Origin of the sequence: Halobacteriovorax sp. RT-2-6, assembly GCF_047085025.1 — a bacterium.
Taxonomy (GTDB): Bacteria; Bdellovibrionota; Bacteriovoracia; order Bacteriovoracales; family Bacteriovoracaceae; genus Halobacteriovorax_A.
Map to the genome: position 1 here is coordinate 447,983 of NZ_JBKIYH010000002.1, position 15,670 is coordinate 463,652.

Here is a 15,670-nt window from a genome sequence, read left to right on the forward strand (position 1 = left end):
CTCTCCACTTCCTTTCGCCTATGAAACGACGTTATATTGATCGTGATAAATTTCAACAATCGTTAGAAATAGTATTCCAATAATTGGTCCATAGAAGATTCCTCCCATACCAAAAACACCCATTCCTCCTATAATCGAAAGAAGAACGAAAGTTGAATTAATTTGAATACGGTTACCAATGAATTTTGGCTTAAACCAATTTTCCACAACAAGACCAACTAGCGCTGTGAAAATAAAAAGGATGACACCTGAAGTAGGACTTCCTGTAAGGACGAGATAAAGACTTGCAGGAATCGTAACAACAGAGATACCAACTAAAGGAACGAAGGCCAAGAAAATCATAAGAACAGTCCAAAGAACAACTGACTCAATTCCTGCCACCCAAAGAGCGAGTCCACCAAGGACTCCTTGAATCACTCCACCAACACCATTACAAACCAGTGTTACATAATTCATTTGATTAAACTTATCGAGGATTTTTTGTTCTTGGTCTGATGGAAGTGGCGAAAGATCAAATATATATGTCTTTAACCTCTTTCCTTCAACAAAAACACCAAAAACCACAATCATCATAATTGCGAGATCAAAAATGAATGTGATGATATTTCCTACAATTGAATTGATACTCGAAATAACAGTTCCCGATATTCCTTTAAGAGTACCAAATACTGTCGTCTTAACTTGTTCCATATCAATATCAACTCCAGTGATATCTGAAACACTTTTAATAAGAGCAGCGACTGGCCCATCACCAAATAAAAAGTCGTTAACTTCATGATGAGACATTGCCTTCATTATCGTTTGATAAAGGCTTAGAGCTTCTTTACTAAGAGCAATTGATAAGAAGATTAGAGGAATAAGAACAAGTAGAATAATTAAACAACTTGTTATCGATGCGGCCATATTGTCAGAGACTTTAAATTTTTCAATTATCTTAGTATTTAGAGGATTAAATACTCCAGCCAGAACAAAGCCAAAGATGATTGGAGCAATCATTTGCTTGGCCATCATCCATACAAGATAACAGACTAAAAGAAAGATAAAACCGAAGAATACGTACGTTACATTATATTTATTTTGCATATAAATATTGTATGTTTGAATTGGTTAATAGGCAATTTTAATTCCCCTACTTTATTAGTGCTCGACACTGCCTGAGTTCAATAAATAGTTTTAATAACTTCGTAAGATAATAGGCTCCAGGCATAACGCCTATGATGGCAGCATAAGTTAATGCCATTTTGAAATCTTTTAGAAAGTACATAATTACAATAAAAGTAATAATGAAAGATAAAATACCAAAGCAAAAGAAGATAGAAATGAAATTAACGATCATACTTACGAGAATTGGCGTAGTTGTCGCGACCTTAACATCCTTTGCTACCTTTGCCCTCGCGATATAGTAGTACTGTCCGACTTTGAAATATGCTAACTCTATCTCTTCATCACTATCGAAGAATTCCGCAATAGAAGATGAAGTAATCACATTTTCAATTCTAGTTCCATCGCTGAACTCAACAAAACTAAATACGCGATCATTTCCACTTTGTGTTGAAGTTCCACAACCAATAACTGTCGATTTCAAATTCAAAACCATATTTGGGCCCTTAAAATTATTAGGCTATTATCGGTAATATACTGGACAACTTTACTTAGAGATTATTTGTTTGGAAGAGCTTAAAAATGAAAAGGCTCCGAAAGGAGCCTTTATTATATTAGAATTTGATTCTAGTAACAGTAGTAGTTACCCCAGTAATCACGGTAACAATCATAGTAGTAAGTATAGTGAAATGCATACCAGTAGTAATAAAATGCAACACCACCAAACACTACAAAGTATAGTCCATAGTCGTAGCTATAGTAACCAGAGTAGTTAGCACCTGTATTTTTCATACCATCAACATAGTCTTGAATTAGTGACTTTGATTCTTCAAGAGTCATATTTTCTACGTTGATTGAACCAACAAGATTAGAAAGTTCAGTAGCAACTTTCTTATCTTTAATATTTGCTTGTAGGTAATTTAAAACTTCAGATGGCTTAACACCTTCTTGAGCTAGATCACCTAATTGTTTTTCAAATGATTTAACAGTTTCATTGTAGAAGTTTTGATCTTTTTGATCCCATTCTACAGATAATTTAAACTCAACTTCTTCAAAGATTGGTGCGATTTTAGCTTCAACATTTGCAAGAGCCGAGAACGAAAAGCATACAAGTGCTACAGCAGCTAATTTTCTTAACATGAACATCTCCCTATTAATAACGTTATGGGTAACTACCCTATCTAAACATATTTTGTCAATTTAATAAAAGCCTACTTACTTTATAAACCCATCTCGTGATAGGCATTTAGAAGGTTTATACGATCCCTCAAAGGTGACTTACATGATTTACGACACTCTTTGAGAATCGACTTCAATAAACCTCCTCTAATATTTGAACTGCTCGTGATATTCTTACGTACATCATAAACAAGACCATGACTTGATTCTTTATCAAGTTCGCGTACTTGCCATAATACGCCCAAGACAAAATCAATATTGGCGTAAGCATTTGTTTCAAATCCTGCATTATAAACTTCATCGCGAAAGGCATCTTTTTCACGGACTCTTTTCGCATAATCTTTCACATTATCAGCAATCGTTGCGCTATCAGCGATTGATGCCGCAAAGAAGTCTGCCATACCTTCATTAACAGGAGAAGAATGACTAAGGCCAAGATGATCACTCAAAGCAACATGAGCAAACTCATGATAAACAACTTCTGGGATAAAGCTTGTATCTAAAAAGAACTTCTTTCCTTGAAGAAGTCCGTAAAGCTTTTTCATTGCATAAAAAGAAGCTTCAATAATTGCAGTCGATCCAAGAATATTTAAACCACTCTGCGCAAGAGCATCCCCAGAAAGTAAAAATAAGTCACTTATAAATTTTTGAAAACTTGCTAATCTTGATTGATTCCTAAACTCACTAAAGATAGCAGCAGTTTGTTCAAAGTCATTCTTTAACCCTTCCTGTGGAAGGTTGATTTCTTTTGCCGGACGAAACCAAATTTCATAATTCCAAGGCTTAATCCCAAACCTTTCTCTACCCTCTCCAGGTGGAATTGAAAGAGCATTATTATATTCAGGTGATAAATTATCGTGAGCGAAGTGACCAATTGAATTAAATTGATTTGTTATATTTAAGCGAACGATAAGTTGAGGTAACTCTTTTACGTAATCAGACTTAACGACATTAAGAAAATAACGTTTTGCCTTTGTTAAGTGATAAAAGACACTTGCGGCCCTTAGCTTTTCAACTTCGTCCGTTAAACTCTCAAGATTGATTGCTTCATTTGATTTCCCATAAACAATTTTAAAACTTTTGTTTTCTAGGATTGGAGTATTAACTAGATCAAGCTCAACTTCTTTCTTAATCAGATCCATGTCATTATCTCGCGTAATAACCTGGGCCTTATAACTTGCAAAAGTAGTTACTGTAAGAAATGAAACAAGAAGCAACTTAGAAAATTGAGTGATCACGTGCTGGCTCCTGTTTTGTCTCTGTTAACATCTCAATTCCCACTAAAGATAAAACCTTCACAAAGTAGAAAGTAGTAGGAATTGCTGCAACAAAAATTGTTCCATATCTTCTAATAAATCTTTTTCTCTTTTCTGCTTTGGTTAGCTCTGGATTCCAAACATCATCGACAAGTGCAAGAGTACTTAAATCATCTCCTGACACGAGTCCTGTTTCATAAGAAGCAGAGAGAATATCCTCAAAGGAAACATTAACACCTTCAAATAAATTCATCATTTGAAGATCTCCAAGTTCTTTTCTAACCATCTTTGCAGCAAATCGATACTGCTCCATTGGATCAAGAATAATCTCTTCAACACTTTCATCATCAATTATCACATTGATAATAACTTCATCTGCATTAAGTCGATTTAACAATCTTTGAGTCATTCCTCGAAGATAGATAATTTGAAATTGATTGTACTTTGCAAGTAATGCCTCTCTTCGAGAAACCTTACTCTTATCACGTCGACTTGAAATAAAGTTTGTACCTTTTATATCTAGTCGTTCGGGAAATTGTTTTGTTAAAAATGCCTGTTCTTTCAAATACTCGGCCAACGTCTGTGGCTCAAGATGATAGTCTTCTTGAGCTAGTCTTTTTAGCATCCAATATGTACGCTTACTTATAAGCTCCTCATGATATGCCTTCTTTAAAAATTTGATTGGCTTCTTTTGTGCAAGTTCTTTAAAAAGACTCATCGCTGCTAGATTAAAGCACAGTCCTCTCTCTTGTGCCCTTTGGAAGTTATCAAAAGGTTGTGATCTAAAATCTTTAACAATAGGATTAAGAGGTGCTAGAAATTTTTCTTTCTTCGACTTCTCAAATGACTTCATCGTTCTTAGCAATAGACGATATTGTGTATCATCCATTTTCGAAGACGAGCGCAAGTATATTAGCGCCTCATAAAGTTTATGATTCGCTACTTGATTAATCTCTTCTAGCACATCGTACTCGCAGCTCTGCTTAGAAAGATCAACTTCTCCTAACAGAGACATTTCCTGAGAGCTCAGACCTGCTTGGGCCTTTGCTATATCTTCCTTATCAAAGTACGCACTTTGCCCTGCGAGATTTAACCCACATGCTTGAAAGCTCATATTCAAAGACAGAATAAGGATAAGTAGACGATTTTGCATATGCCTATCTACCCTGAACACTCAACAAAGAAAATAAGTGGTGAAATTTATACACTAATTATTTAGTTGTAAATTTAATCCAACTAGTTAAGATAACTCCGTTAAGAAATCAATAATTTCAACAATTTATGACATAGATCATGTTTTGTTTAGTTTTTGTATTCTAAACAGAAAATATTCATCATTTTTTTCAGAAAAGGGAGGACGCATGTCGAAGGAGAGAGAGAGTAACTTCGATTTTGATGAACTATTCTTTTCCAGGACCGATAAGCGAGGAGTTATCGCGTCTGGAAATTCAGTATTTCAACGAGTCAGTCAGTACGAGTGGGAGGAAATGCTTGGTAAGCCCCACAAGGTTGTAAGACATCCAGAGATGCCCCGAGGGGTTTTCTCACTTCTTTGGGACACTATTGCCAAAGATAAGATGATCGGCGCCTACGTAAACAATCAGGCCAAGGATGGAAGTAATTATTGGGTCTATGCCCTCGTCTCACCTATTGACGATGGCTATCTATCAGTAAGACTAAAGCCTAGTAGTCATTTCTTTGAGATCGTAAAAGAGAAGTACATTGAGCTAACTCTACTAGAGAAGCGCAAGAAGCTTACACCAGCACAATCTCAGGAGAAGCTTCTTGAAATGATTGGCGAATTAGGGTTTGAGTCTTACGAAAACTTTATGATTGAGGCGCTTATGCAAGAGCTTGAATCGAGACAGAAAGCACTTGGAGAAGAACCAATTGAGGAACTGAATCTTTTGCGCAAGGCCTTAAAGTCAGGATCGTTTTTACAAGAGCAGTCAGAAGGTATTTTTGAGGAGTATCAAAAGACTTCGCTTGTCCCTATGAACTTAGAACTTCAGGCGGCAAAGATTGGAGAAGAGGCAGCTTCGATAGCAACTATCTCCACACAATACGATAATCTTGCAAAAGAGATTCAAGAGGAAATTAATAAGTTTATGGTTTCGGGAAAGCTCGTTCAAGACAAAGTTAAAGACTGCCAGTTCTTCGTTTGTAACTCAATTTTGCAAAGAGAAATTTACAGCTTCTTTGAAAAGGAGACTAAACCCTCGCCTATTCAAAAAGAAAACGAAATGAGAATCTTAGCACACTTACAAAATCAACAGAATATGAACGCTAAATCGAGCCTAATTGATATTCAAAAAGAATTTAGTGAATTCAAAAGAGTCTGTAATGATGTGAAGAAGCTATCAATTGGACTAGAGATGGTAAGCATAAGTGGTAAGATTGAAGCGGCAAAGTTAAACCGAAATTCAGGAGAACTTTCAAGTCTACTCGATCAACTAACAAATTTTAAAGACTCACTCAAGCAATCACTAAAAGAGATAAACGATATCGGAAGCGATCTAGTTCATCAGGTGTCTCGCATGAATGAGTCCTTAGCTAGTCAAAATAATTAAGACTGATAACTTTCTTTAAAATCTCTAATTGATTTTGAGATTGTTGTCGTTGGGCGTCCAATGAGCTTTGATAATTGTCTTTGATTATCAAATAAGCCTCCATTGGATGCACCTTTTTCAGAGTCGGCCAAGAGCTGTGCAAAACCTTCAGGTAGTCCGGCCTGCATTAGAGCGGACTTAAACTCTACTTCACTTAAATTTTGATATTTAATCTCACGCTCAAATTCTTTTCCTAAGACCTCTGCAAATTCAGAAAGTGTAAAGGCCTCATCTCCTGCTAGCTCATAAACCTTTCCAGTATGTCCTTCACTCGTTAATACCTTTGCTGCCGCTAAAGCATAGTCCTCTCGTGCAGCAGTTGATAATTTTCCATCTCCAGCACAACCGATTACAGTAGAGTGTTCGATGATATTAGGTAGTCCCATTGTATAGTTTTCAGAATACCAACCATTACGAAGAATAGTTGTTGCAATATTGAGCTCATTAATAAGTTGTTCAGTTTCAACATGCTCCTTTGCAAGTCCCAAAGGCGACTTATCAGCGTGGAGTATACTTGTATAAGTAAGATGCTTAACTGAAGATCTTTTAACTGCTTCAATTACATTCTTATGTTGAGGTAATCGCTTCCCTACTTCACTAGCTGATATTAATAGTAATTTATCAACTCCTGCGAGTGCCTTATCAAGAGTATCTGGTTTTTCATAATCCCCAAATCTTACTTGTACACCTTGTTTTTCATAATCACTTAACTTATCTGTCGATCTTGCAATTGCAACAATCTCATTGGCCTTAACACCTTCATCTAATAACGCCTTAATTACTAACTGGCCGAGTTGTCCAGATGCTCCTGTTAATGCAATCATATAATTCTCCTTTTTATCTATAGCTAAAGCTTCTCATCGAAATGGAAGCGTTTTGAATCCCTTCAAAATCAAATTTCAACTGATCATCATTACTTGATGCTCCGATGATATATAAGAGCGGTAAGTAGTGTTCAATCGAAGGTACACTCATTTTACCAATGTCTGTTTTTTGAAATTTGTTTATTAAATAATCAAAATCTTTTTCAATAATTTTTTCTTTAATAAGCTCATCATATTCTTTTGCCCAATTTGAAACTTGGGCGTCTTGACTCCAGCTTATTGCTCTTAAGTTATGAACAATATTTCCACTTCCTATGATCAGAACACCTTTTTCTCTTAAAACGCTAAGCTTCTTACCTAAATCAAAATGATACTGAGGTGGCTTTCTCATATCCAGACTCAACTGAACAACTGGAATATCCGCCTTAGGGTACATAAATTTCAATATTGACCATGTGCCATGATCAAGGCCCCAATTTTCATTATCAAGCTTGATGCTTTCACCAATAAGATCAACTATTTCTCTGGCAAGTTCTTGAGAGCCTGGTGCAGGATATTCGATCTCATATAATTCTTTTGGAAAACCGTAGAAATCATGAATTGTTTTTGGTTTATCCATCGCCGTGACCCAAGTACCTTGAGTTTCCCAATGCGCAGATATCATGAGTATTGCTCTTGGTTTCGGAAGTTCCTCTCCTATGCTTCTAAGCTGCTCAGTAAAGTCATTACTTGCAACAGCATTCATAGGAGAGCCATGTCCTAAAAATAGTGTTGGTATTCTCTTTTTAGTCATGACTATCCCCTCAATTACTTTGTTACGACTTTAAATGTGAGAGTTACTGTATCTGAAATTACCTTATCACCAAGGTTCTTAAAAAAACTTCCAGAACCATAGACCATATCAAACTCTGTACGATCAAAAGCTAATACACCAGAGTAAACCTTACCTTTTTTAGTTACAGGAACTGTAACGGCATTAGTCTTACCTTTTATTGTTAACTTCCCGTATAAATGGCCATTATCAATTTTATCAATCTTCAACTTTGCTGTTGGATACTTTTCAACATCAAAGAAGTCACTACTCTTAATATGCGATAAGAACTTAGACTTCCATTCCCCTTTAAGAGTTGTATCGTCAATTGAACTCATATCTGCGACAAAAGAACCTCTTCCATTATCTAAACTTGCACTTTTCATTTTAATTGGGCCAGAGTGAAAATCACCTGTGATCTTTGTTCCTTTCCACACAAAAGAGCTTCTAGCTAAGTCAATATTATCGGCCATTGCCGTAAAAGAAGTTAAAATTAGTCCTAGAATTATAAATTTAGCTTTCATTATTTTCTCCTGATTTGCTTTGTTATGTATTCTATTATGGGGAAAAAGGGAGTGTTGCAAAAGACCACAATATTGCAATATAATGTTCCATATAAGGAACACTCTATGGATCTAAATTTACTTAAGATATTTGAAAAAGTTGCAGAAGTTGGAAGTTTAACAAAGGCGTCAACAGTACTAGGACACCCCAAGTCTAAAATAAGTCGTGATCTCGTTAAGTTAGAGGATGAACTTGAACAGACTTTATTAATTCGCGGGCCAAGAGGAATTGTGCTTACAGAAAAAGGCTTAAGTCTTTTACAATTAATAAGAACACCACTTGAGTCATTAGATGCTTCCGTTTTAAAAATTAAAAATCAAACTAATGAAATGAAAGGACTCATAAAAATCACAGCGCCAGAAGACCTTTCCCAACTCATACTTACAGATATCGTCTGCGAATTTATGGATAAGTATCCAGGAATAAGAATTGAGTTGTACTCCACTAATATACTCATGGATTTCAAAGAACATAAACTTGATATGGCCCTTCGAATTGGAAAACTGAAGGATTCATCGTTAATACAAAAGAAAGTATGTGATATTGAAGTCGGACTCGTTGCCTCAGCACAATATTTAAAAACTTCGACAAAGGTTAATGAAGTAAATGATCTTCAAAAACATCCTGTAGCAATTTTAACTGATCTTTATGGTAATCCTTTAAATAAGTCATGTTTTAAAGAGGTTGTTCCACAATTTGCTAGTAACTCATTCCCCATATTAAAAGATTACGTTGCAAAGAATAAAGGCCCAGCGATGATTCCTAGCTTCTATTGTAAGAGGGAGCTTGTGGAAAATAGCTTCATCAAAGTTTTACCAGATTTAAAGTACCTTGCAAGAACTCTATTTCTACTATCTAAGCCTTCAAAGCATACGCCAAAGCATGTAAAAATATTTAAAGACTATCTTTATGAGAATCTAAAGCGTAGCTTAGAGAGCTAATCTTTAGATCGAAAGGAAGAAGGAATAATATCAACCCCTAGCCTTTGTCCAAGTTTTACAACAAAGGGAATAGTTAACGGAGCAAAAGGAAGAACAAGCAATGCACCGACTCCTAAGCCTTTGATAATTTCGAGAAATTGCTTATTTGCTTCTTTCATTTCTTCATTAGAAGCCCGCCCCTGAGTATATCGTCCATATATGACAAACATTTCTCTTGTTTCAGCACCTTCTTTTTCTAGGCCATCACGTAGAACGATCAAAGACTTCCTAATCTTTAAGAGCATCCCTTTCTTCTTTGAAGCAAAGTATACAAGAGAATCAAGATATAAATCTTCAAGTTTCCTTAGTAGACTCATGGAGCAATATGTCCTTCTTTAAGATGATGAAAATTCATTAACTTATCTTTTAGACGCTGAGAATAAGTTAAAAGATGCATAATTGCGCCAGCATCATTACGTTCCGGTTTGGCCATTAAAATAAAAACCTTCTTTCCAAAACCCTCAAGATCTCTTTGAAACTCTTGTGAGATCTTCTTTAAATCTTTATCCTTTTGGTCTTCACTAGTGATATTCTCAAAAACAGAAAGTGTCGTACTTGCTATTTCTCGGACAATCATAAGCACATCACTTTTAAGCTCAATATAATTATTGTCCATAGACTCTTTTACACCTGCAATATCTTTAACTGAGTCATGCATTTGGAAGATATACTCATACATTGCCATTACATTCACAATACGATCAATCTCGTCTTCATTGTTACATTTTGAAATAAACTTAGAAAAGAATCCTAAAAGTTCTGCTTTAAGAAAGTCCATATACTCGATACGCTTCTTTGCGGCTTCATAGATTCCTCGATAATTTGTTTCGATACTCAATGTTACTAAATTGTAATTTTCTTGAACAAATCGAAAAGTTTTTTCAAGATCCACCATCAGATTTTTTTCAATTTCATCAAATTGTGTTTCTTCTTTTAATCCCAGCTCAATACGTTCAAAGTCCATTTGCCCTTCTCCTAACATACGATCAATAAGACTCGAAAAAGGATTTAAGAAGACAATAAAGATTAAGCTCGTCGTCACATTGAAAATTAAATGAAAATTTGCAAGAGCAATAGCTGGTATATTTGACATTAATGGCAATCGATCTCCCCAAAAGATAATAATCGGAAGAAAGATTAAGACGCCCCCTAAATTGAAAAGGAAGTGCGCCAGGGCCGTCTTTTTTGCAGAAATATCCATATTGATAATTGAAATAAGCGCAGTAACAGTTGTTCCTAGATTTGAACCCATTAAAATGGGAATCGCATTATCGAGACTCATCAAACCTTGCTGAGTGAAGATGATTGCCAAACCAGTTGTCACCGAACTAGATTGAACAATTGCCGTAATAACGGCCCCTACCAATACTCCAAGTAAAGGATTATGGGCCTGTGTTAAAAACTCGATTAATCGAGAATCTGATTGAAGTGGAGCAAGTGCAGAAGAAATCAAATTTAAACTAAAGAAAACAAAACCAAAGTAAAAGAATGTTTTACCAAAAATAGCGTAACGTGATCTCGTAAATGAAAGTAGAAATCCCAAAATAATGAAGATCGGTGCAAAGGCAGTCAATTTAAACGCTACAAGCTGTGCCGTTACCGTCGTTCCGACATTAGCTCCAAAAATAATTCCAACACTATTTTTAAAAGACATGACCCCAGCGTTTACAAGACTGATTGCAATGACAGAGGTTGCAGAACTCGATTGAATTAAGGCAGTAATAATAGCACCAATTAATACCCCAACAACAGGATACATTGTTGCACTACCTAGAAATTTTCTAAATTTCTCTCCAGTAATATTTTGAACTTCTTTGGAAAAGTTCTCAAGGCCAAAGACAAAGAGTATTACACTCGATGTCGCGGCCAAGATAATTTGAAAATCCTTCATTAACTAACTCTCTACTAAGTATTATTTACGCTAACGTAAAGTGATATCTTTAAATGATAACAGTAAACAAGTTACCTAGCCCATCAAATTACTTATTAAGTTTGATGATTTTTGTTGCCGTACTTGCTGGCATTCTATTTTTCTTAGGATACTTAAGCGATTTAAAGACAGTCTTCATAGGTCTGGCCTTTAAAATTGTTGCTTTAAATTGCATTTCATCAGCTTCAATATCATTTTGAATATCGAATCTAACTTTCTTAGCATTCTCTTTTGCCTCATCTGCTATAATCGCCCCAGCAAATAGTCCACCAACAACATATTTGGCCGGATTACTATATTCTTCAGCAGAGGAAAAGAAAGTTGAGATATTTCCAACATAAGTTTTCTTTCCATTTCCAACATTTGAAAACTTCACTGTATTACTCTCTTCAAACATATAAATCTTTGTCGTCATTCCCGAAGTACAACCAATCTGACTTAGATAAGTATCTCCTTTTTGAAATTTACCGACAAAGAATCCAGACTCATCAGTTGTTAAGACAGTATCCTCATTCTTCGCCTTATCTGTAAAAATCAAGTTACAAGTGTTTGCAAACTTCGCACCATCAAAGTACAGGGAGAATTTACCGAAAAATACTCCTTCATTATCTCCTAGTGCATCGGCCTTAAAGTCTTTTGGTGAGTTTGCACAACCAATAAATAGTGCAAAAAGGGCAAGTACTGAAATCTTTCTCATTTGATATTCCTCCATCTTGAATAAGTTCATTGAAGATTTATCGACTAATTCTCTTTAGAACATTAAGGAATTTCAGCCACTTAGAATCACTACAGATACCTCTTCTATATATCTAGAATTACTATGAATAAATGAATGAACATTGTACGGCCGCTTAATTTCTCGACATCGAAATTAGGCCAACTAAATGAATATACGAGAAAAATAATGGCACCCTCCTTGCAAATAATACATTTGAACTAAACTATGGAGTTGTTTGTAATGAAGAAATTCTTTTTTCTAGGCTTACTATTATCTTTTAATACTCAAGCAGATTTTAGCATTGGCTATCAAGGCTCGGGTGTTGAAGTAAATAAACGAAAGTATGAGACGAGACCGCTCATTCAAACAGACGAATTCAATACCAAATCGTACTGGACCGATACCGTGCGAAGAACAGCTGTTGTAAAATCCATCGTAGGCTGCCTTAGAGAAAACTGTGCCTATTTTAATGAAATGGACATGTCAGATATCTTTAAAGAGTCTGTGGCACAATTTGGTAAAGAAGAAGGTGAAATGTACTTTACCAATGTAGTTGCCGGATTAATTATTGGCTCTCCTGAGGTAAGAAGGGATAATATCTATTCTTCAGCAAAGCTACTTTTAAGCTTCAACCAAAAGATCTACCTCGCCCATATCCTTGGTACCATTATGAACAATCACTACGATTTTCAACGTGATAAGGAAGGTGTTGTAACCACTGAAGATCTTTTCCAAGCAATTAGAGAAGGAAGCAAAGCAGGAGTTTGTCGTGACATTGCGGTAGCTCAAGCAAATGTTCTTAAAAAGCTTAATATAGATGACGTCTATGTTGTTGCATATAATACAAGAGATGTTGGTCACGCTACTGTTGTCGTACAAGACCCTGGTAATAAAGATCGTATTATCAATTTTAATTACGGTGAAACAAGAATCAACGAAAGCCAAAGTGCTCAGGGGTTAGCACAAGATACAACCCTAGCAGATTTTGGAATAAATTATAGAATCTTTAACGCTGATGGTGAGCCTGTTGATCGTGTACCAAGTGAAGTTGGTTACCTATTAAATCAAGCAGTAGGTCTGGACGTTGAGATGATTGCCCCAGGTGTAGAGTTTGATAATATCGATGTTATCTCAATGAATTATGAAAATGGCGCAATTCATGCAAAAAGCTACTACGCTGAATCATCAAGCGGCTTAACAGCATCTGGTGTTGCTGCAACTTTAAAAAACCAAGGTAATCGAATTAAGTTTGATGCGGGAATTGCTATTCAAAGAGAACAGAAGAAACTTGAACACAGAGATTTTATAAAGGATAGTACGAGTATTTATTTTGGAATGGATGCTCGCCTTAAGTCAGGAAAAGTAGACTTAGGAATTCTTCGAAATGTTTATGCTGACGTAAAATCCCACGTTAGTATCACTGTGGGGAATGGAAAGATAAAAGCAGATAATTTCCAAACAGAAGGTGATTTTAGTGACAGTCAAAATATGTTCTCATCTTCACTTTATGCTGATTCAGACTATCTGGGATTTGATTGGAAAGGAATTGTTACGGCCCATGCTTCAATTATGAAAGCAGACGTTAGAGAAGAAGGTAAATACACGATGGCCGTAATTGGTGGAACAATTAAAAACGAAATCAAAAAACAAATTATGAAAGAGTATGGAGTTGGAATTCAAAATATTATCTATATTCGACAAGAAGGTGCAACTGCAGACTATAGTATTACACTATACTCAGAGGATGGACGCCACTCTTTTGAAATAGGAATGAAAGCTCCTCTATATGGTCGAACAGGATTTTGGGTAAAAGGAAATCAAAAATCGACATACATTTCTGCTCAAACAAAAGTTTTAAAAGATAGTTTAAGTTTAGGTATTAAATATATAAAAAAGGATAATCAAGAAGCGACTTACAAATTTGAAGGTGAATACATTTTTTAATAAATATAATAGTCACCTCTTAGAGGTGACTATTACTATCTATATAATCAATAATCTCATCTAAATGAATATAAATATTACGCTTAGCCTTGTTTAAATTACCTTCTTTAAAATGAAAACCAGCAAGTCCAAGTTGTCTTGCCGCATCCACCTCTTTTAAAGACTCCGATATATAAAGACTTGGGTAGCGGCCAGTCTCATCGAGGGCCTTATTAAAAATATAAGGCGCAGGCTTTAATTCTTCATTACTCATAGGAATATAGATTTTTTCAAACACACTCCAATCAAACTCAACAGAATCATTCCAGTGTGCTCTTACATATTCCTTCAAAGTCGTAATTTTTTGTTCGTAAGTTTCACCAAACGACTCTGGAATATTTGAGATAATGGCAACATGAATCCCCATATCCTTTAGTGATTTAATATACTCAAGAGAGCCTTCGTAATAGTGATAATTACCACTTTTTTTAGTATTGATGATGGTATCTCCCAAATCAAAGAACACCCACCTTTCAACTTGTGTATCTTCATTAAGGTTATTTGCGTAATACGCAACACCTGCAAATGAAATTAAAGTGATAAGAACTAGAAGTACGATATTTTCTTTTTTCATACTTTATTTTAGCAAACAACTTTATTAGTTTAACCTGATTAAAATCAGTATTTTCAGTTATATTTTTCCACATCCATTGGAACTTCCATAACAAGAAATTCTGAGTCATTAAATGACCTTATCCCAATATTATTACCTGGATCGATACCAAGTCCATCTCGAGCAGAAAGAGTTAGATCATTTACTCTAACTTCACCACTAATCACAAAGATATAAACACCATTTGATTCCATAAACTTTTTATAGGTTAAGTTTTGACCTTCCTCTAAACTAGCTAATGAGAAAAAAGCATTTTGATTAATACTAACTGAATTACTTCGGCCATCAGGAGAGACAATTAATTGAAACTCTCCTCTACGATCTGATTCTTTGAAGTACTTTTGAGAATAAGTGGGTGTTATATTATGCTCTTTAGGCAATACCCAAATTTGTAGGAAGTGTACTTCTTCCCTGTCAGAGTTATTATACTCGCTATGAGAAATTCCTGAACCGGCCGACATAACCTGTATCTCACCTTTCTTAATGATAAAGTCATTTCCAATAGTATCTTTATGATGAAGGGAGCCTTTTAAAGGCACTGAGATAATTTCCATATTACGGTGAGGATGAGTTCCAAAGCCTTTTCCAGGTGCAACAACATCATCATTAATAACCCTTAGCGCTCCAAAATGGATTCTTTCAGGATCATAGTAATCGGCAAAACTAAAAGTATGATTGCTTTTCAGCCAACCGTGTTCTGCATGACCACGTGAATCAGCACGATGAAGTACGTTTGTCATCTTTCCTCCTACATTTTGGTTATTATAGCGATCTTCAATACTTCAATGTAGGTAAATTAAATTAAAATTTTAGTTGGGGGATCAAGTAAGAACTCTAAAAGTAATTCGATTTCTTTTACTAAATCAGGTTCTATATTAGTCCAATTTTTTTGACTAACCTGAATTCGATCATAAAGCTCATTTGCTTTCTTTTTAATTTTGAAGGTTGAGCCCTCTGAAATCGACTCAACCATTCTCCATTTTAATTCATCAAAAATATAGTAGTAAGTTTGTGGGCCATCATCTCTCCCCAGTTCTTGGTCAATGACGGCCACCAGATCCCACCAATCGTTTTTTCGGTATCTTCTTGAGCTAGAGTACAT

General features: G+C 35.4%; 17 protein-coding genes. 3 read left to right on the forward strand and 14 right to left on the reverse strand.

Annotation, left to right across the window (positions count from 1 at the left end; all coding sequences use genetic code 11):
• Positions 1 to 18 precede the first annotated feature (18 nt).
• The 5 genes from ACMAYS_RS10605 to ACMAYS_RS10625 form a co-directional block, all read right to left on the reverse strand.
• The gene (locus tag ACMAYS_RS10605; RefSeq protein ID WP_412463256.1) at positions 19 to 1,083 is read right to left on the reverse strand and encodes an AI-2E family transporter; all 1,065 of its coding nucleotides are present in this window, start codon (positions 1,081 to 1,083) and stop codon (positions 19 to 21) included.
• A 46-nt stretch (positions 1,084 to 1,129) separates the two neighbouring features.
• Positions 1,130 to 1,597: a hypothetical protein gene (locus ACMAYS_RS10610; protein WP_103218237.1), complete on the reverse strand. Its 468-nt coding sequence runs from the start codon at positions 1,595 to 1,597 to the stop codon at positions 1,130 to 1,132.
• A 131-nt stretch (positions 1,598 to 1,728) separates the two neighbouring features.
• A complete protein-coding gene (locus tag ACMAYS_RS10615; RefSeq protein WP_103218238.1) occupies positions 1,729 to 2,241 on the reverse strand; it encodes a hypothetical protein in 513 nt (170 codons plus the stop codon).
• Positions 2,242 to 2,321: 80 nt separating this feature from the next.
• Positions 2,322 to 3,518, reverse strand: a complete 1,197-nt coding sequence (locus ACMAYS_RS10620; RefSeq protein ID WP_412463257.1) for a hypothetical protein — start codon at positions 3,516 to 3,518, stop codon at positions 2,322 to 2,324.
• Positions 3,499 to 4,689 (reverse strand): hypothetical protein, encoded by a 1,191-nt coding sequence (locus ACMAYS_RS10625; protein WP_412463258.1) that lies wholly within the window; start codon positions 4,687 to 4,689, stop codon positions 3,499 to 3,501. Before ACMAYS_RS10625 ends, ACMAYS_RS10620 begins: the two co-directional genes overlap by 20 nt.
• Before the next feature lie 208 nt (positions 4,690 to 4,897).
• Between ACMAYS_RS10625 and ACMAYS_RS10630 the strand changes: the two genes are divergently transcribed.
• Positions 4,898 to 6,106 (forward strand): PAS domain-containing protein, encoded by a 1,209-nt coding sequence (locus tag ACMAYS_RS10630; RefSeq protein WP_412463259.1) that lies wholly within the window; start codon positions 4,898 to 4,900, stop codon positions 6,104 to 6,106.
• Here ACMAYS_RS10630 and ACMAYS_RS10635 read toward each other — a convergent pair.
• From ACMAYS_RS10635 to ACMAYS_RS10645, 3 genes are read right to left on the reverse strand one after another with little or no spacing between them, the layout of a single operon-like run.
• Positions 6,103 to 6,969 (reverse strand): SDR family oxidoreductase, encoded by an 867-nt coding sequence (locus ACMAYS_RS10635; protein WP_412463260.1) that lies wholly within the window; start codon positions 6,967 to 6,969, stop codon positions 6,103 to 6,105. The genes ACMAYS_RS10630 and ACMAYS_RS10635 overlap by 4 nt on opposite strands.
• A 13-nt stretch (positions 6,970 to 6,982) precedes the next feature.
• A complete protein-coding gene (gene ygiD, locus ACMAYS_RS10640) occupies positions 6,983 to 7,762 on the reverse strand; it encodes a 4,5-DOPA dioxygenase extradiol (RefSeq protein WP_412463261.1) in 780 nt (259 codons plus the stop codon).
• Between the two features lie 14 nt (positions 7,763 to 7,776).
• Positions 7,777 to 8,304, reverse strand: a complete 528-nt coding sequence (locus ACMAYS_RS10645; RefSeq protein WP_103218244.1) for a YceI family protein — start codon at positions 8,302 to 8,304, stop codon at positions 7,777 to 7,779.
• A gap of 105 nt (positions 8,305 to 8,409) precedes the next feature.
• Between ACMAYS_RS10645 and ACMAYS_RS10650 the strand changes: the two genes are divergently transcribed.
• Entirely contained in the window at positions 8,410 to 9,285 is an 876-nt protein-coding gene (locus ACMAYS_RS10650; RefSeq protein WP_412463262.1) for a LysR family transcriptional regulator, read from the forward strand.
• Here the strand turns inward: ACMAYS_RS10650 and ACMAYS_RS10655 are convergent.
• From ACMAYS_RS10655 to ACMAYS_RS10665, 3 genes are all read right to left on the reverse strand, one after another.
• Positions 9,282 to 9,641, reverse strand: a complete 360-nt coding sequence (locus tag ACMAYS_RS10655) for a hypothetical protein (protein ID WP_103218246.1) — start codon at positions 9,639 to 9,641, stop codon at positions 9,282 to 9,284. The two genes, ACMAYS_RS10650 and ACMAYS_RS10655, sit on opposite strands and share 4 nt — an antisense overlap.
• Positions 9,638 to 11,215: a Na/Pi cotransporter family protein gene (locus tag ACMAYS_RS10660; RefSeq protein ID WP_412463263.1), complete on the reverse strand. Its 1,578-nt coding sequence runs from the start codon at positions 11,213 to 11,215 to the stop codon at positions 9,638 to 9,640. Before ACMAYS_RS10660 ends, ACMAYS_RS10655 begins: the two co-directional genes overlap by 4 nt.
• An 88-nt stretch (positions 11,216 to 11,303) precedes the next feature.
• Positions 11,304 to 11,951, reverse strand: a complete 648-nt coding sequence (locus tag ACMAYS_RS10665; RefSeq protein ID WP_103218248.1) for a hypothetical protein — start codon at positions 11,949 to 11,951, stop codon at positions 11,304 to 11,306.
• A gap of 261 nt (positions 11,952 to 12,212) precedes the next feature.
• Between ACMAYS_RS10665 and ACMAYS_RS10670 the strand changes: the two genes are divergently transcribed.
• Positions 12,213 to 13,916 (forward strand): transglutaminase-like domain-containing protein, encoded by a 1,704-nt coding sequence (locus ACMAYS_RS10670; RefSeq protein ID WP_158246887.1) that lies wholly within the window; start codon positions 12,213 to 12,215, stop codon positions 13,914 to 13,916.
• 19 nt (positions 13,917 to 13,935) lie between these two features.
• Here the strand turns inward: ACMAYS_RS10670 and ACMAYS_RS10675 are convergent, their stop codons facing one another.
• From ACMAYS_RS10675 to ACMAYS_RS10685, 3 genes are read right to left on the reverse strand one after another with little or no spacing between them, the layout of a single operon-like run.
• A complete protein-coding gene (locus tag ACMAYS_RS10675; protein ID WP_103218250.1) occupies positions 13,936 to 14,529 on the reverse strand; it encodes a hypothetical protein in 594 nt (197 codons plus the stop codon).
• Between the two features lie 53 nt (positions 14,530 to 14,582).
• Positions 14,583 to 15,308: a pirin family protein gene (locus ACMAYS_RS10680; RefSeq protein ID WP_103218251.1), complete on the reverse strand. Its 726-nt coding sequence runs from the start codon at positions 15,306 to 15,308 to the stop codon at positions 14,583 to 14,585.
• Between the two features lie 56 nt (positions 15,309 to 15,364).
• On the reverse strand, positions 15,365 to 15,670 hold the full coding sequence (locus ACMAYS_RS10685) for a hypothetical protein (RefSeq protein ID WP_103218252.1): 306 nt from the start codon (positions 15,668 to 15,670) through the stop codon (positions 15,365 to 15,367).

Excerpts from the sequence above, each read along its gene's own strand:
- ACMAYS_RS10605 (WP_412463256.1), bottom strand. The coding sequence starts at position 1,083 with ATGCAAAATAAATATAATGTAACGTACGTATTCTTCGGTTTTATCTTT.
- ACMAYS_RS10610 (WP_103218237.1), bottom strand. The coding sequence starts at position 1,597 with ATGGTTTTGAATTTGAAATCGACAGTTATTGGTTGTGGAACTTCAACA.
- ACMAYS_RS10615 (WP_103218238.1), bottom strand. The coding sequence starts at position 2,241 with ATGTTAAGAAAATTAGCTGCTGTAGCACTTGTATGCTTTTCGTTCTCG.
- ACMAYS_RS10625 (WP_412463258.1), bottom strand. The coding sequence starts at position 4,689 with ATGCAAAATCGTCTACTTATCCTTATTCTGTCTTTGAATATGAGCTTT.
- ACMAYS_RS10630 (WP_412463259.1), top strand. The coding sequence starts at position 4,898 with ATGTCGAAGGAGAGAGAGAGTAACTTCGATTTTGATGAACTATTCTTT.
- ACMAYS_RS10635 (WP_412463260.1), bottom strand. The coding sequence starts at position 6,969 with ATGATTGCATTAACAGGAGCATCTGGACAACTCGGCCAGTTAGTAATT.
- ygiD (WP_412463261.1), bottom strand. The coding sequence starts at position 7,762 with ATGACTAAAAAGAGAATACCAACACTATTTTTAGGACATGGCTCTCCT.
- ACMAYS_RS10645 (WP_103218244.1), bottom strand. The coding sequence starts at position 8,304 with ATGAAAGCTAAATTTATAATTCTAGGACTAATTTTAACTTCTTTTACG.
- ACMAYS_RS10650 (WP_412463262.1), top strand. The coding sequence starts at position 8,410 with ATGGATCTAAATTTACTTAAGATATTTGAAAAAGTTGCAGAAGTTGGA.
- ACMAYS_RS10655 (WP_103218246.1), bottom strand. The coding sequence starts at position 9,641 with ATGAGTCTACTAAGGAAACTTGAAGATTTATATCTTGATTCTCTTGTA.
- ACMAYS_RS10660 (WP_412463263.1), bottom strand. The coding sequence starts at position 11,215 with ATGAAGGATTTTCAAATTATCTTGGCCGCGACATCGAGTGTAATACTC.
- ACMAYS_RS10665 (WP_103218248.1), bottom strand. The coding sequence starts at position 11,951 with ATGAGAAAGATTTCAGTACTTGCCCTTTTTGCACTATTTATTGGTTGT.
- ACMAYS_RS10670 (WP_158246887.1), top strand. The coding sequence starts at position 12,213 with ATGAAGAAATTCTTTTTTCTAGGCTTACTATTATCTTTTAATACTCAA.
- ACMAYS_RS10675 (WP_103218250.1), bottom strand. The coding sequence starts at position 14,529 with ATGAAAAAAGAAAATATCGTACTTCTAGTTCTTATCACTTTAATTTCA.
- ACMAYS_RS10680 (WP_103218251.1), bottom strand. The coding sequence starts at position 15,308 with ATGACAAACGTACTTCATCGTGCTGATTCACGTGGTCATGCAGAACAC.
- ACMAYS_RS10685 (WP_103218252.1), bottom strand. The coding sequence starts at position 15,670 with ATGTACTCTAGCTCAAGAAGATACCGAAAAAACGATTGGTGGGATCTG.